The following is a 14985-nucleotide window of genomic DNA, read 5'->3' as shown; positions in this document are numbered from 1 at the left end:
TTTTACATCATAGCTCATATTTCTCATCCAGGCAATCTCCCGGATACTACCGGATATATCATAAACTACTTTACACCTATTTGCCAAAAAGAAACTCAGTATTTAATCAAAGTGTTAACTATCGTATTTTTCAGAAAAACTCTTTCAATCATACCATTTATTTTTTACAATACAGAAAGGATGGTTACATAATTTTACAATACACCAGAACCTCTAATCTTGACTAAAAGGGTGACTTTTTATGATCTGGCTGATTCTCCTGGCTGCTTATTTAATTGGCTCGATTCCGACCGCATTATTGGTCGGCAAATACTTTTTCCATGTGGATATCAGGGATCACGGCAGCAAAAATCCCGGCGCCACCAATACACTGCGGGTAATGGGCAAAAGAGCTGCAATCATTGTCCTGTTGATTGATGTGGCAAAAGGAATGCTGGCGGCCTCACTTCCGCTAACTTTCAATGTACCGCTTGAACCTTTGTATGCGGGATTGATTGCGGTCGTTGGCCACTGTTTCCCCATCTTCGCCGGATTCCGCGGTGGCAAGGCAATCGCCACGACAGCTGGTGCCCTGCTGATTGTTAATATCGGGATGTTCCTGGCCGTCTATGTGACATTTTTTGCCGTTATTTTCCTTACCAAATATGTATTTATGGGCTCTATTTCAGTTGGAATCGCGATGCTGATTTATTCGTTCTTCTCTCCCGATATCAATGAGCCGCTTCTTTTCACTGCTTTTATTATTTTATTAATTTTCCTGCACCGTTCAAACTTGCAGAACTTCTTTAACGGCATAGAACCAAAGATCAATGATAAAAAAGTGAAGGGAGACCGCATTCCCCCTAAGAACTTTTGACGAAAGGCCATGGTTGCCCAACCATGGTCTCTTATTTTTATAAATATATTAATAAAGTAAATTACTATTTATGGAATAACTTTTTTAGCGAAAAAATAGATTGTTAATCATTTACGTAAAATGATAGAATATTAATTGTATTAGCAATATTTTTTTAATATTTTTTCACAATAACAAAGGGGGAAAGACTATGTCCAATGAAATGTATCAAATCATTGCCATCGGAATCTACATGGCCGCGATGCTTTATATCGGCTGGTATTCCTACAAAAAGACAAGCAATCTGACTGATTACATGCTTGGCGGCAGATCGCTCGGTCCGGCAGTCACAGCGCTAAGCGCCGGTGCGGCTGATATGAGCGGCTGGCTTTTGATGGGCCTTCCTGGGGGAATTTATGTAAGCGGTTTAGCAAGTGCATGGATTGCCATCGGATTGACCGTAGGCGCGTATCTCAACTGGCTTTATGTAGCACCTCGACTCCGCTCATACACACATGTTGCGAATGACTCCATCACGATTCCAAGCTTCCTTGAAAACCGTTTTAAAGATGATACAAAGCTTTTAAGAATTGTATCCGGTATTGTTATTCTTCTATTCTTTACTTTCTACGTTTCCTCCGGAATGGTCGCCGGGGCTGTTTTCTTCGAGAGTTCGTTCGGCCTTAATTATCATACCGGCTTATTGCTTGTTTCTGCGGTAGTTGTGGCGTACACACTATTCGGCGGATTCCTGGCTGTAAGTTACACAGATTTCATCCAGGGTATGATGATGCTTCTCGCCCTGCTGCTAGTGCCGATTATCGGTTTCACGAAAACAGGGGGACCTGCAGAAACGTTCGATACAATCCGATCGATCGACCCTGCATTGCTTGATTTATTTAAAGGTACAACTGTGCTGGGCATCATTTCAACGGCAGCATGGGGGCTTGGTTATTTTGGTCAGCCACATATCATCACCCGTTTCATGGCAATCACATCAATAAAAGAAACAACAAGTGCGAGAAGAATCGGAATGGGCTGGATGATCTTCTCCTTGATCGGAGCGGTGTTGACAGCGTTGATCGGTCTTGCTTATTTCACGCAGAATCCGGATGTCAAGCTTGATAACCCTGAGGCAGTCTTCATCGTGCTAGGGCAAATCTTCTTCCATCCATTGTTTGCCGGACTTATGCTCGCAGCCGTCCTTGCCGCAATCATGAGCACGATTTCGTCCCAGCTGATCGTTACTTCCAGCGCACTGACGGAGGATTTATACAAGATTTTATTCAAAAAAGAAAAATCTGATAAACAATACGTATTTTTCGGACGTATCGCGGTACTGGTTGTAGCGATTATCGCTGCTGCCCTTGCCTGGGTTCAGAACGATACAATCCTTGGACTTGTTGCATACGCATGGGCAGGCTTCGGTGCAGCGTTCGGACCGATCATCTTGCTAAGCCTCTACTGGAAAAAGATGACCAACTGGGGCGCGATCTTCGGTATGGTTGCCGGTGCAGCAACAGTAGTTATCTGGAGTAATCTCGGCCTGAGCGATGTCATGTACGAAATCGTACCGGGCTTTATCATCAACCTGGTTATTTCCGTAGTCATCAGCCTTGTTACTTATAGACCAAACCCTGAAATCGAAAAAGAATTCGATATGAGTGTTAAAAATTTAAAATCGTAAAATCTGGTACCACAGAGATCTTTCTCTGTGGTTTTTTTACATTCCGATAAAATCTTACAGGAAATTACATATTCTTAATAGAATTCATATAGTGACCACTTAAGCGTGAGGGGAAAATGATGAAGAGAAAGCTGCTATTCTATGGAACATCAACCATATTGCTTTTGACCGTATTGATCGCCATGGACCGCTACAAATTATATAAAGAGGAAAAGCCGCCTGTACCAATCGTAACGGTGAATGGACAGGAGATTCCACAAATTCTCGGCCAATATGATTGGCATGGCACCAAGACGGAGAAAATGGATCCGCTCAAAGCCATGGCTGGCATGAATCCATCAAAGGTCAAGGAAAGAGAAACACTCGAAGTCTCATTTCCTCCAGAAATAGAGCCTGATTCTATTTTAATCAGCCAGATAATTACATTACCAGGCATGGAAAAGAAGATTGTTAAAGGGACCAGCATTCCCATTCCAAAAAACCCGTACATGGAAAGAACCTATTTTAAGATAAAAGCAATATGGAGAAAGGAATTTAGTACTTACTATGTGAAGCTAGATATCGAAGAACTTCCACCCCTATATGATTTTTTATCAAAGGATCCTGAAAAACTTGCTGTCCTTGCAATTGTTCCACGTGGAGAGTCAGAAAAGTTCGACATTCCTGAAGAGGTAAAGGAAAAGCTTGATTCCTTTCAGATATCAGATAATATGGAGGAATTGAAAAAGACACATTATCCAGAGCTTCGAATATATACAGCACCAATATACTTGATCTTTAATACAGAATTTCTTCAGCAGACAGTCGAGGATAAGGAATCTTTGATCAGAATATTGACGCATGGTGACCGGCAATAATCTAAATCAGGCCCTGATTGAAGGGCCTTTTGTTTTCTTATTCAAAATCCAGATATTCTTTGTTAATAACCAGCCTCTCGCCTGCCTCGTATACTGCTTCAAGCAATTCCATCAGAGTTTGATAGGTATTAATAGGCTTAAAGTTCCTTAATTCTAATTGAAGTATCTGACCTTCTTCGTTAATGCGAAAAATGTGCCTGTGAGCATCGAATCCGCAAATACAAATAAGCCATCCAGGTGTTTTGTATTGCGTGAGTAAGGCGAAATATTCCGAAATGAGATTGGCTGATGAATCTGTTCCTCAATGGTCATACCTCTATAACCATTCTGTTTACCAGCGACCCTTAAAATATCAAACAAGTAGCATCCATTCGACGTTAACAGGAATTCTTTAAAGTGATTCGGCATATTGCCTATTTCGTCTTCGAGTGAATGTAATTCTTCAAGATTCAAAGGCTTTTGGATATTTGTTTGCCACCAGTCTTCATACAGAATCGTGCCAGTCCAGAGTTTTTTCCGGTCATCATTATAAAGCTTGTCTATTTTTTGCAGAAATCCCTTATACATGAGCACAACTCCTGAATTTTAATCAACGTTATTGAACCGGCCCAATGACTTTTCCAGACTGCTTTTCTTAAAATATTCCATAGACCACTTCATTCGGAACCTCTTCAACCAAAATCTTCTGTAATATCATCGTCAAGCACCAGACCGGCTTCCCACGTTTTATCATCAATGAACTCGAATAATTCTTCACGTTCCAGTGTTTCTATGAAATGATCGTATTCGTCGTTGAGCCTGTTAAATTCGATTACGACTTCTTTTACCTTCTTCAGGATGGTCTTTGATCCAGCTCAACATTAGTAATCTTTTCTTTTTTTATGTAAGGCAGATCAAGGTCAATATCTCTTAATAAAATAACGGCCAGCACCTGTTGCGTTCTTATACTAATATTAGCATCAGTGTATTTATAGGACTATTTTTCGGTGTACATTTCCCTTTTTCCCGGGAAATATCGACAAAAAAGCTGGCGATTGGTTCGCCAGCTTTCGCTATTATCTCTTATTCAATTCCTCAACAAGCAATTTGTTTACTAACGGCGGATTCGCCTGGCCTTTGGTTGCTTTCATGATCTGGCCGACAAGGAAGCCCTTTGCCTTGTCCTTCCCGCCCTTGAAGTCTTCGACGGATTGCGGGTTGGCGTCGATAATTTCGGTGATGATTTTTAGCAGTGCACCTTCGTCGGAAATTTGGACGAGTCCCTTTTCCTTGACGACTTTCTCAGGGTCGCCGCCTTTTTCAACCAATTCCTTGAATACCTGCTTGGCGATCTTGGAAGAGATTGTGCCGTTCTCAATCAGCTTGATCAACCCGGCAAGCCCTTCAGGAGTCAATGCTGTTTCATGCAGCTCTTTCGATTCAGCCTTCAGGTAGGCAGAGAATTCACCCATAAGCCAGTTTGACGCCTGTTTAGGGTCTGCTCCTGCCTTCACAGCCGATTCAAAGAAATCAGCCATTTCCTTAGAAACAGTTAACACTTCAGCATCATAAGCTGGCAGTCCCATCTCTTCAACATATCGCTTCTTGCGCTCGTCCGGTAGTTCTGGAATCTCCGCACGGACTCTTGCTTTCCACTCTTCATCAATGTAAAGGTCAGGCAGGTCCGGTTCAGGGAAATAACGATAGTCATCCGACCCTTCTTTTACACGCATTAAGATCGTAGTGTTTGTTGACTCATCATATCGCCTTGTTTCCTGCTGAATTTCACGTCCAGCAAGGATTTCCTCTTCCTGACGCTTTTCTTCATACTCGAGGCCCCTGCGAACGAAGTTGAAGGAGTTCAGGTTCTTCAGCTCGGTTTTCGTGCCGAATTCCTCCTGGCCAACCGGCCTGATGGAAATATTCGCATCACAGCGGAGTGAACCTTCTTCCATCTTGCAATCCGATACGCCCGTATACTGGATGATGGACTTAAGCTTTTCAAGATAAGCATATGCCTCATCCGGAGTGCGTATATCGGGCTCCGATACGATCTCCACGAGCGGCGTTCCCTGGCGGTTGTAGTCCACTAGTGAATAGCCATTGCCGTGTGTCAATTTGCCGGCATCCTCTTCCATATGGATGCGGGTGATGCCGATTTTCTTTTTATAGCCATTTACCTCAATCTCAATCCAGCCGTTCTCACCGATTGGCTTATCGAACTGGGAAATCTGGTAGGCCTTCGGGTTATCCGGGTAAAAATAGTTTTTGCGGTCGAATTTCGTGTGCTCTGCAATTTCACAATTCAGAGCCATAGCGGCTTTCATAGCGTAATCGACTGCTTTCTTATTCACGACCGGCAGTACTCCTGGATAGCCAAGGTCGATCACGGTTGTATTTGTATTCGGCTCGGCACCAAAATGGTTCGGACTCGCCGAAAAGATTTTCGAATCTGTTTTTAATTCAACATGGACCTCAAGCCCAATTACCGTTTCAAACTTCATCGTTTTCACCCCTTTACAATTCAGGTTGTTGTTTATGGAATTCTGTTGCCTGCTCGAATGCATGGGCAACTTTATATACTGTGCTTTCATCAAAATGGCGTCCGATGATTTGCAAACCTAGCGGGAGACCTTTATCAAGTCCGCACGGAACCGAAATGGCCGGCACACCTGCCAGGTTGACCGGGATCGTTAAAATATCATTTACGTACATTGTCATCGGGTCTCTTGTATTCTCGCCAAGTTTGAAGGCTGGCGTTGGTGTTGTTGGTCCAACAATGACATCATATTGTTCGAATACTTTTTCAAAGTCCTGCTTGATCAGCGTACGGACCTTCTGGGCCTTTTTATAGTAAGCATCATAATAACCAGAGCTTAGCGCAAAAGTACCAAGCATAATCCGGCGTTTTACTTCCTCACCGAAGCCTTCTGCACGAGTCTTTTTATACATTTCGATCAGATTCTCCGCATTCGGTGTACGATAGCCATAGCGGACACCATCAAAGCGCGCCAGGTTAGCGGACGCTTCGGATGAAGATAAAAGATAATAAGTAGCTAGAGCATACTTGGAGTGCGGCAGGGAAACCTCTTCCCATGTAGCTCCAAGGCGTTCAAGTACTTTAAGTGCGTCCATGACAGATTTGCGCACCTCTTCATTTACTCCCTCGCCGAGATATTCCTTTGGAACGGCGATCTTCAATCCTTTTATATCGCCAGTCAGGGAACCGATATAGTCCGGGATATCTACTTTTGCAGAAGTTGAATCCATCTGGTCGTGACCCGCGATCGCTTTTAACAGAAAGGCATTGTCTTCAACATTTCGGGTGATTGGGCCAATTTGGTCCAAAGATGACGCGAACGCAATCAATCCGAAACGGGATACAAGGCCATATGTAGGCTTCATGCCGACCACACCACAGAATGATGCCGGCTGCCGGATAGATCCGCCTGTATCAGAACCCAAAGAGAACAGCACTTCACCTGCTGCAACCGAAGCAGCGGAACCGCCTGAAGATCCACCTGGAACACGCTCAAGGTCCCAAGGGTTGAGCGTTTTTTGGAAGCCAGAGTTTTCATTGGATGATCCCATCGCGAACTCGTCCATGTTCAGCTTGCCGATAGTCACCGTTTCAGCCTGCTTCAGCTTCTGGATGACAGTTGCATCGTAAATAGGATTGAAGTTTTCGAGAATCTTGCTCGCTGCCGTCGTGCGCAATCCGTTCGTGACGATATTATCTTTAATGCCGATTGGCAAGCCGTATAATTTATTGGCTGGAGCGTTTTTCACGGCTTTCTCATCCAATGCCTTCGCTGTTGCCCTTGCATTGTCTTCATCCAATGTCAAGAACGACTGTACCTTGCCTTCAACCTCGCCAATCCGCTTGAATGATTCATCGACCAGGTCGGAAACACTCAGGTCTCTCTTATGTAAAAGCTCATGAAGCTCCGAAATCTTATGTTCAAATAAACCCATCGCCGATCCTCCTACTCCATAATTCCAGGTACTTTGATCTGCCCACCCTGGTGTTCAGGCGCATTCTTTAAAACTTCTTCGCGCGGAAGGCCCTTTTCGGCACGGTCCTCGCGCATAACATTCTTTATTTCAAGCACATGAGCAGTCGGCTCAACATTATCCGTATTCAGTTCATTCAACTGTTCTGCATATGTAATGATTTTATCCAGCTGGTCTGTCAGCATTTGCGCCTCTTCCTCAGTAATCGCCAGTCTCGCCAGGTGTGCGACATGCTTCACCTGATCTTCTGAAATCCTTGACATAATAGCACCTCCATTTTTAAATCGTCAGACAATAATAATGATCATAGCAAAGTTTTCCGCGTTAAAGCAATACAAGCCTTGCTTTTTGTACTATTTTAACAGAAGTGAAGGAAGATCGCAGATATATAATGTCATTTTGCAAATGTGTTCTTCTTTTCATAGTTTGCGGCTGATTTACAGAGGGAAGGAAAAGCCTAAGGAGGGTAAAAAAAACTTGGCTATTTTGACTTTTTTTCTGGTAATCCTGTTAGCAGGAGTCCATCTATCTGTAAAATACTACTCCAAATTGATGGAGCAGCCGCGAAAACCAATTCTAAGCTTTGCCGGCGGTGCATCCGTTGCCTATGTCATCATTCATCTTTTACCTGAATTCCAAAAGATCCAGAAGGAGTTCAATATCCTTATCCCCATCCCAAAAAAATTTGAAGATTATAGTTTGTACTTAGTTGCGACTGTTGGCTTTATTGCCTTTTATTCTATAAATCATTTTGTGAAATCATCAAAACCGGATACAACCGTCTTTACTTTTCATATAGGAGCCTTCGTTCTCTATAACTCATTTATAGGCTATTACCTGATTAAAGGGTTGAAGCAGGAGCCTAAATCCTTAATCATTTTCACGGTCGCTTTCATTCTACACCTGATGGTTAATGATGTGGGGCTTCGGCTGGACCATCAAAAGCGATATGACCCATGGGGTTCGCTGCTACTGGCTCTTTCTGTTTTTGCGGGTTGGCTGCTCGGCTTCTTCGTCACACTCCCTACCACCTTGTTTGCTCTTTGGTTCAGTTGGCTCGCAGGAGGCATCTTATTAAACACCGTTAAGGAAGAACTGCCAAAAGAACGCAAAAGCAAGCTGCTTCCGTTTATTTTAGGAGTTGGCATTTCTACATTATTGTTCATTTTTATTTAAAACTTTTTGATTATTGCTGCCGCATCATCCAGCGTCCACACAACAAACGGGATGGAATCCATCTCCACCCCGTTTATCTTTTATAATTCCATAAAGCCAGAAGCCCTCTAAAATGCGTTATTTTCTATCCTCGGCAATCAATTCCAAGTGCCATTTTTAAATAGTCCACAAACAATATCGATTGCTCCTTGATTTTCAGGTCTGCCCTCGATAACATGGCATCGTCTACAGCTAAGCCATCGATAAACGTAATGATTGAACGCGCAATAATTTCATGACCAAACCTCGAGCTGAATTCACCGCTTTTTTGGCCTTGTTCAATAATGTTCGCAAATATCTTCACACCATTACCATATCGGGTCGAGCCGTATTCTCTCCTGTGTTCATCATTTCTTCCAATAATAAAATACTCAAGTTTTGCCGGCGCTAAAGGATCCATTTCATCATCAGGCTCCCCATCGTTCCCAAACATGGTTTTCATCAGCATATTCCAATAAGAGGTAGCATGTTGTTTTACCATATCCAGCGTTACCTCTAATTCTATATCTAAAGCTTCTTCAAGGATTGTTTCAAACACATCTTCTTTACTAGAAAAATATTGATACAGACCGCCTCTGCTGACACTCGCAGCATCCATGATGTGCTTCATCGTGGCCCGCTCGTAACCATGCTCAATGAACACCTCCTTAGCCGCCTGCAGTATCTCAGCTCGACGCTGTTTCATGTGCTCCTGACTTACTTTCGGAGACATTCGTTCTCCCCCGTTCTATGCTGCTTTTAAAGATTAACCCAACGATTGAGACTGCAATCAGCAAAAGGGCGGTAATCACAAATGTCGGGACAACTCCGAGCACCGTTGCAAGCAAGCCTCCAGCCAATGGGCCAATGATCGTTGCCGTTGTGGTCACGCTATTCATAACGCCGAATACCCTGCCTGTCATGTGGACAGGAGTTTCAGTCTGGACAGCAGCCTGAAACGGAATAAAGACGAAACCGGCTGAAAACCCCGCTAACAACCCCAGCCCTGATCCCCATAAAGCTGGCAGTGCTAAATCAAATCGTGTCAATACAGCCATCATACTAAAACTGACGCCAATTCCGCAAACCCCAATAAACAACAGGATTAGCGCATTATAGTCCGTTTTTTTAGCCAAAAGCAGTCCGGTTAAAAACATCCCGACCCCAGATGCTGTAACAATATAACCAAACAAATCGGGAGAGGCATTCGGTAATTCCCTCAATAAAACGATGATTTGAGAGTCAGACAGTTGCAAAATCAAGAGGCTGACCCCTAAAACAATCATACCAACGATTAAGTAACGACTTCCTTTGATGAACCTGATTCCTTCCATGAAATCCTCTTTAAATGTAGAAGCTTCCTTAGTTTCCGATTCAGTCGGCTTTGCGATTGACTTTGGCAAAGCAAACAGCAGCAGCGCCGAAATGATAAAGGTACCTGAATCGATAAAAAACACTAGCTGTGTTCCAAAAGCCGAGACCAGCAGGCCGCTTAACAATGGGCCCAACACCTTCGTCCCGGAATCAATCATGGAGGTGATGGACATTGCGCTTTTCATATTTTCCTGGTCGACCAGTTCTTTAAGCTTGCCATTCTTTGCCGGTACAAATACCGCCGAGAGCATGCCGACGATGAACAAGCATGTATAAACAGTCCATAAAGACTCAGCAAAGGCAAGCGCAAGAATAAGTCCGGCCCTAATCAAATCCGAAAATATCATTAATGACTTTCTGTTAAACCTATCAGCAATCGTTCCAGTAAATGGCCCAAGAAGCGCCATCGGGACTGCCAAACACAGAATGATAAGAGAAACCTCCATCGGCGATGCTTCCCACTTCAATCCAACCATCGTGATGATCGCCACAACACTTAACCAGTCACCAATGCTAGAAATTAACTGTGCCACCATTAATGTGATAAAGCCTTTATTTTTTAAAAGACCGTCCATTGTCATCCCTCCGAATTAAAACGACATCGGTGTCGTTTTACTTGTTTTTATTATAACGACAACATTGTCGTTTTTCAATGTTATTTTTGTGAATTTTTTGAAAAGTATGATGGTCATAAAAAAATGAGCTAACCCTGCAGGGCTGCTCATTTCCTAAATAACTTACCAAATCCAGATAAGAAACCCTTTTTCTTGGCCGGTGCCGCTTGGATAACAGGTTTCTTTTTACCGAGATAAATTTCCTCCTTATCGATTGCATGGTCATGCGCTAAAACAAGTCCCAACTCGGAATCATAATCTTTATTGGTCACGATTGTAAACTCGATACCCCGTTTTTCTGCTGCTTTAATGTATTCTGATAAATATCGATATGATATATTGCCATTTAAAAAAAGATGGGCATTGCGATTTTCATCCATCAGCTGCTCAACTTCCGGTTCAACGCCTTTCCTCATGACCTCTCCCTGTGTAAGCGCGATAACAACCCTTTCACGCAAAGTCGTCAGGAACCTTCTTCTTTCATCAGGCTTCGTCTGCTTCGCACCATGGATCCCCTGCTGCAAATAATCGTCCAACTTGCTGTTGCTCAATCGGTTCACCCCTAACTTATTGTAACTTCCGTTTAACTTTTCATGGTATCCTTTATATTACTCCTTCGTCCTCACTTGGGCTAACCTTCTACCTTCCCAAGCATCGATGATGGACAGTTCTTTCGCTTTTCCCTCAATTTTTGTCCATCATAGGCTCGATGACGGACACTTTTTTCGTATTTCCTTCGATTTTTGTCCGCATAGCCTTGTTGACGGACACTTTTTTCGATTTTCCTTCGATTTTTGTCCATCATAGCCTCGGTGACGGACACTTTTTTCGATTTTCCTTCGATTTTTGTCCGTCATAACCTTGATGACGGACACTTTTTTCGTGTTTCCTTGGATTTTTGTCCATCATAGCTTTGATGACGGACAGTTTTTTCACTTTTCCTTCGATTTTTGTCCATCATTGCCTTGTTGACGGACAGTTCTTTCGTTTTCAGTACTATTTTTGTCCGTCATAGCCTTGGTGACGGACACATATTTCTTTTTCCACAGTTTTTTTGTCCGTCATTACCTCAATGACACTCAAAAACCATAAAACCATGCTGATCCTTCATTTTCTGTCTATGATGGCAAAAAACAGCGGCATCTTTCCACTAATACTATGTATGTTCCCGCCCATTTGTCTGTGCTAGTTTAAGGTTAACCTATTTTGAGCAAAAAAAACCTTCTCTTCGCAGCGAAGAGAAGGACACAAATAGGAGAATGCAAGGTAAAAAAATCAAAAACTAATATGGTAAATCCACGCCTGAGTTGGAGGGCCCAGGCATGGAGAAAACCCGTTAAGCTCAGCCGATGGACCTGGCTGACAGACTAGTTTAAGAAGCGGTAAACTGTGCTTCTTCCGTAGATCCTTTCAGGGCAGTAGTTGAGGAAGTTCCTCCGGAAATGACCATTGATACATCATCGAAATAGCCTGTTCCGACTTCACGCTGGTGTCTTGTTGCTGTGTAGCCGTGCTGCTCGCTTGCGAACTCAGCTTGCTGAAGCTCGGAGTATGCAGCCATGCCGCGCTCTTTGTAGCCGCGAGCCAGTTCGAACATGCTGTGGTTCAGTGCATGGAAGCCTGCAAGTGTAACGAATTGGAACTTGTAGCCCATTTTGCCAAGCTCGACCTGGAACTTTGCGATGGTTTCGTCATCCAGCTTCTTTTTCCAGTTGAATGATGGTGAGCAGTTGTATGCAAGCAGCTTGCCAGGGAACTTTTCATGGATAGCTTCTGCAAAGCGGCGAGCTTCTTCTAGATCAGGCTCGGACGTTTCACACCAGACAAGGTCAGCATATGGAGCATAAGCAAGGCCGCGGGCGATTGCCTGGTCAAGGCCAGCCTTCACGCGGAAGAAACCTTCAGGCGTCCGGTCACCTGTGATGAACGGTGCATCATATGGATCGACATCGCTTGTGATCAAATCTGCTGCATTCGCATCAGTACGGGCAACTATCAGGGTTGGCGTACCCATGACATCTGCCGCAAGTCGGGCGGCAATCAGGTTACGTACAGCTGTCTGTGTCGGAAGAAGTACTTTTCCGCCAAGGTGTCCGCATTTCTTTTCAGAAGAAAGCTGGTCCTCAAAGTGTACGCCTGCTGCTCCAGCTTCAATCATGCCCTTCATTAGTTCGAACACGTTCAGCTGGCCGCCGAAGCCTGCTTCTGCATCTGCCACGATCGGTGCGAACCAGTCGATTGAATCGTCTCCCTCACCATGAGTGATCTGGTCAGCACGCTGCAAAGCTTGGTTGATGCGCTTAACTACCGCCGGAACACTATTCGCAGGGTACAAACTCTGGTCAGGATACATATTCCCAGAAAGGTTCGCATCCGCTGCAACCTGCCATCCACTCAGGTAGATTGCCTTCAAGCCTGCTTTTACCTGCTGGACTGCCTGATTCCCAGTTAACGCTCCAAGTGCATTGACGAAGTCTTCTTCATTTACAAGCTTCCAAAGCTTCTCTGCGCCGCGGCGTGCCAGTGTATATTCAATATCAATCGAACCGCGAAGCTTAATGACATCCTCCGCTGAATACGTTCTCTCTACTCCAGCCCATCTGTTATCCATTTCCCAGCTTTCCTGTAATTGCTTTACACGATCTTGAGTCATTTTTTGTTCCTCCTAATGGTTGTTTTATATGAATCTATCAATCTATTAAGCTAAAGCCTGATAGCCAGGCAATGTTAAAAACTCAACAAAGTCATCATTTAAAATCAGCTGATCAAACAGCTCTGCTGCCTGCTCGAATTTTCCGTTCGCAAATACCGCTTCGCCGACTTCCAGCTTAATTTTTTCAAGTTCTTCTTCCTTTAGTTCATGGTACATTTCAACTGTCACTTTGCGCCCATCGTCGAGAACGCCTTTTGGATGACGGATCCATTGCCATAGCTGGGCCCTGGAGATTTCTGCTGTAGCTGCGTCCTCCATGAGGTTATGGATTGGAGCTGCGCCTCTTCCATTCAGCCAGGAGGCTACATATTGGATGCCGACATTGATATTCATGCGCACGCCCGCTTCTGTTATCGTGCCTTCTGGTACAGCAAGCAGGTCAGCTCCTTTTACCTCAACATCCATTTGCTTTCCAGAATCAATCTGGTTCGGCTGTGGCATCTCTTTATTGAAAGCATCCTTGGCTACAGGTACCAGCCCTGGATGTGCGACCCATGTGCCATCATGACCGTCGCGGGCTTCGCGTTCTTTGTCGGCCTGTACCTTTGCGAATGCTTCAGCATTTGCTTCCTCATCGTTTTTAATCGGGATTTGCGCCGCCATGCCGCCCATTGCCGGTGCCTTGCGGCGGTGGCAAGTCTGGATGGTCAGCAAGGAATACGACCTCATGAATGGTACTGTCATCGTGACCTGTGAGCGGTCCGGTAAAATCACATCATCTTGTGAACGCAGTTTTTTCAGATAGCTGAAAATATAATCCCATCGTCCGCAGTTCAAACCAGCGGAGTGCTCTTTCAGTTCATATAAAATCTCATTCATTTCGAATGAAGCCAAGATCGTTTCGATCAAAACAGTTGCTTTAATCGTTCCCTGTGGAATGCCGAGGTGATTCTGTGCATAAACGAACACATCATTCCATAGGCGCGCTTCAAGGTGGCTCTCCATCTTAGGAAGGTAAAAGTATGGGCCTGTGCCCTGCTTCACCAGCATTTTCGCATTATGGAAAAAGTACATCGCGAAATCGAATAATCCGCCGGAAATCGGGTTGCCATCGAGCAATACATGTTTTTCCTCCAGGTGCCAACCTCTTGGGCGAACCATTAAAACAGCTGTTTTTTCGTTCAGTTGATACTTTTTTCCGTTGGGATTTTCAAAAGAGATTGTCCGGTTGACTGCATCTCTTAGATTGATCTGGCCTTCCACAATCGCTTCCCATGTCGGCGAAGTTGAATCTTCACAGTCTGCCATGAAAATTTTTGCTCCGGAATTAAGTGCGTTGATGACCATCTTTCTGTCAGTTGGGCCTGTGATTTCTACCCGCCGGTCCTGCAGGTCTTTCGGCAGCGGCGCGATTGTCCACCCGCTTTCCCGAATATGCTTTGTTTCTGGCAGGAAATCCGGAAGCTTGCCGGAATTGATTTCTACCTGGCGCTTTTGCCGTGCCGCCAGAAGGTCCACCCGACGTTCACCGAAGTGCCGTTCAAGCCGCTCTGCAAAATCAAGAGCCTCTGGTGTCAAAATTTCTTCGTATCCGCTTTTCATGGTGCCAACAATTTCAATCCCTGTAGTTTGTGTCGGCATTTACTGTCTTCACCCCTTTTTGTTATAGTACAGTATCAATATCTCTAATATGTATTATATAACAGACTTTTAAGATTGCAACTATTTTGCGGGATTTTTCTGAAAAATTTTTAAAATAGGTCTATAGTCCTTATCCA

General features: G+C 44.1%; 13 protein-coding genes. 4 read left to right on the top strand and 9 right to left on the bottom strand.

Annotated elements, in window-relative coordinates:
* The first annotated feature begins 241 nt into the window (after window positions 1-241).
* From plsY to QNH36_RS01870, 3 genes are all read left to right on the top strand, one after another.
* The gene (gene plsY / locus QNH36_RS01880; protein WP_283904538.1) at window positions 242-856 is read left to right on the top strand and encodes a glycerol-3-phosphate 1-O-acyltransferase PlsY; all 615 of its coding nucleotides are present in this window, start codon (window positions 242-244) and stop codon (window positions 854-856) included.
* 190 nt (window positions 857-1046) lie between these two features.
* On the top strand, window positions 1047-2522 hold the full coding sequence (gene putP / locus QNH36_RS01875; protein ID WP_283904537.1) for a sodium/proline symporter PutP: 1476 nt from the start codon (window positions 1047-1049) through the stop codon (window positions 2520-2522).
* Window positions 2523-2638: 116 nt separating this feature from the next.
* Window positions 2639-3379 carry a hypothetical protein gene (locus QNH36_RS01870; RefSeq protein ID WP_283904536.1) on the top strand — a complete coding sequence of 247 codons (741 nt, stop codon included), beginning with the start codon at window positions 2639-2641 and terminating at the stop codon, window positions 3377-3379.
* A 153-nt stretch (window positions 3380-3532) separates the two neighbouring features.
* On the opposite strand, the gene QNH36_RS01865 is transcribed toward QNH36_RS01870, so the two are convergent.
* From QNH36_RS01865 to gatC, 4 genes are all read right to left on the bottom strand, one after another.
* Entirely contained in the window at window positions 3533-3946 is a 414-nt protein-coding gene (locus QNH36_RS01865; protein WP_283904535.1) for an SMI1/KNR4 family protein, read from the bottom strand.
* A 488-nt stretch (window positions 3947-4434) separates the two neighbouring features.
* On the bottom strand, window positions 4435-5862 hold the full coding sequence (gene gatB, locus QNH36_RS01860) for an Asp-tRNA(Asn)/Glu-tRNA(Gln) amidotransferase subunit GatB (protein ID WP_283904534.1): 1428 nt from the start codon (window positions 5860-5862) through the stop codon (window positions 4435-4437).
* 13 nt (window positions 5863-5875) lie between these two features.
* A complete protein-coding gene (gene gatA, locus QNH36_RS01855) occupies window positions 5876-7333 on the bottom strand; it encodes an Asp-tRNA(Asn)/Glu-tRNA(Gln) amidotransferase subunit GatA (protein WP_283904533.1) in 1458 nt (485 codons plus the stop codon).
* An 11-nt stretch (window positions 7334-7344) separates the two neighbouring features.
* Entirely contained in the window at window positions 7345-7635 is a 291-nt protein-coding gene (gene gatC / locus QNH36_RS01850) for an Asp-tRNA(Asn)/Glu-tRNA(Gln) amidotransferase subunit GatC (protein ID WP_144480403.1), read from the bottom strand.
* Window positions 7636-7849: 214 nt separating this feature from the next.
* On the opposite strand from gatC, the gene QNH36_RS01845 reads away from it, so the two are divergent.
* Entirely contained in the window at window positions 7850-8548 is a 699-nt protein-coding gene (locus QNH36_RS01845; RefSeq protein WP_144480405.1) for a hypothetical protein, read from the top strand.
* A gap of 124 nt (window positions 8549-8672) precedes the next feature.
* Here the strand turns inward: QNH36_RS01845 and QNH36_RS01840 are convergent, their stop codons facing one another.
* The 5 genes from QNH36_RS01840 to aceB form a co-directional block, all read right to left on the bottom strand.
* A complete protein-coding gene (locus tag QNH36_RS01840) occupies window positions 8673-9299 on the bottom strand; it encodes a TetR/AcrR family transcriptional regulator (protein WP_283904532.1) in 627 nt (208 codons plus the stop codon).
* The gene (locus QNH36_RS01835; protein ID WP_283904531.1) at window positions 9253-10515 is read right to left on the bottom strand and encodes an MFS transporter; all 1263 of its coding nucleotides are present in this window, start codon (window positions 10513-10515) and stop codon (window positions 9253-9255) included. The genes QNH36_RS01840 and QNH36_RS01835 overlap by 47 nt, the downstream gene beginning before the upstream one ends.
* Window positions 10516-10661: 146 nt before the next feature.
* On the bottom strand, window positions 10662-11114 hold the full coding sequence (locus QNH36_RS01830; RefSeq protein ID WP_313959738.1) for a YueI family protein: 453 nt from the start codon (window positions 11112-11114) through the stop codon (window positions 10662-10664).
* An 812-nt stretch (window positions 11115-11926) separates the two neighbouring features.
* Complete coding sequence (gene aceA, locus QNH36_RS01825; RefSeq protein ID WP_144480410.1) at window positions 11927-13207, bottom strand: isocitrate lyase; 1281 nt, start codon at window positions 13205-13207, stop codon at window positions 11927-11929.
* A gap of 45 nt (window positions 13208-13252) precedes the next feature.
* Window positions 13253-14848, bottom strand: coding sequence for a malate synthase A (aceB, locus tag QNH36_RS01820; protein WP_283904530.1), 1596 nt, complete (start codon window positions 14846-14848; stop codon window positions 13253-13255).
* Between the last annotated feature and the right edge of the window lie 137 nt (window positions 14849-14985).

Origin of the sequence: Mesobacillus sp. AQ2, from assembly GCF_030122805.1 — a bacterium.
GTDB lineage: Bacteria > Bacillota > Bacilli > Bacillales > Cytobacillaceae > Mesobacillus > Mesobacillus oceanisediminis_A.
The sequence above is the reverse complement of the archived record's forward strand: the minus strand, read 5'-3'. Positions and strand labels throughout refer to the sequence as shown.

Coding starts and splice junctions, on each gene's coding strand:
- plsY (WP_283904538.1), top strand. CDS start 242: ATGATCTGGCTGATTCTCCTGGCTGCTTATTTAATTGGCTCGATTCCG.
- putP (WP_283904537.1), top strand. CDS start 1,047: ATGTCCAATGAAATGTATCAAATCATTGCCATCGGAATCTACATGGCC.
- QNH36_RS01870 (WP_283904536.1), top strand. CDS start 2,639: ATGATGAAGAGAAAGCTGCTATTCTATGGAACATCAACCATATTGCTT.
- QNH36_RS01865 (WP_283904535.1), bottom strand. CDS start 3,946: ATGTATAAGGGATTTCTGCAAAAAATAGACAAGCTTTATAATGATGAC.
- gatB (WP_283904534.1), bottom strand. CDS start 5,862: ATGAAGTTTGAAACGGTAATTGGGCTTGAGGTCCATGTTGAATTAAAA.
- gatA (WP_283904533.1), bottom strand. CDS start 7,333: ATGGGTTTATTTGAACATAAGATTTCGGAGCTTCATGAGCTTTTACAT.
- gatC (WP_144480403.1), bottom strand. CDS start 7,635: ATGTCAAGGATTTCAGAAGATCAGGTGAAGCATGTCGCACACCTGGCG.
- QNH36_RS01840 (WP_283904532.1), bottom strand. CDS start 9,299: ATGTCTCCGAAAGTAAGTCAGGAGCACATGAAACAGCGTCGAGCTGAG.
- QNH36_RS01835 (WP_283904531.1), bottom strand. CDS start 10,515: ATGGACGGTCTTTTAAAAAATAAAGGCTTTATCACATTAATGGTGGCA.
- aceA (WP_144480410.1), bottom strand. CDS start 13,207: ATGACTCAAGATCGTGTAAAGCAATTACAGGAAAGCTGGGAAATGGAT.
- aceB (WP_283904530.1), bottom strand. CDS start 14,848: ATGCCGACACAAACTACAGGGATTGAAATTGTTGGCACCATGAAAAGC.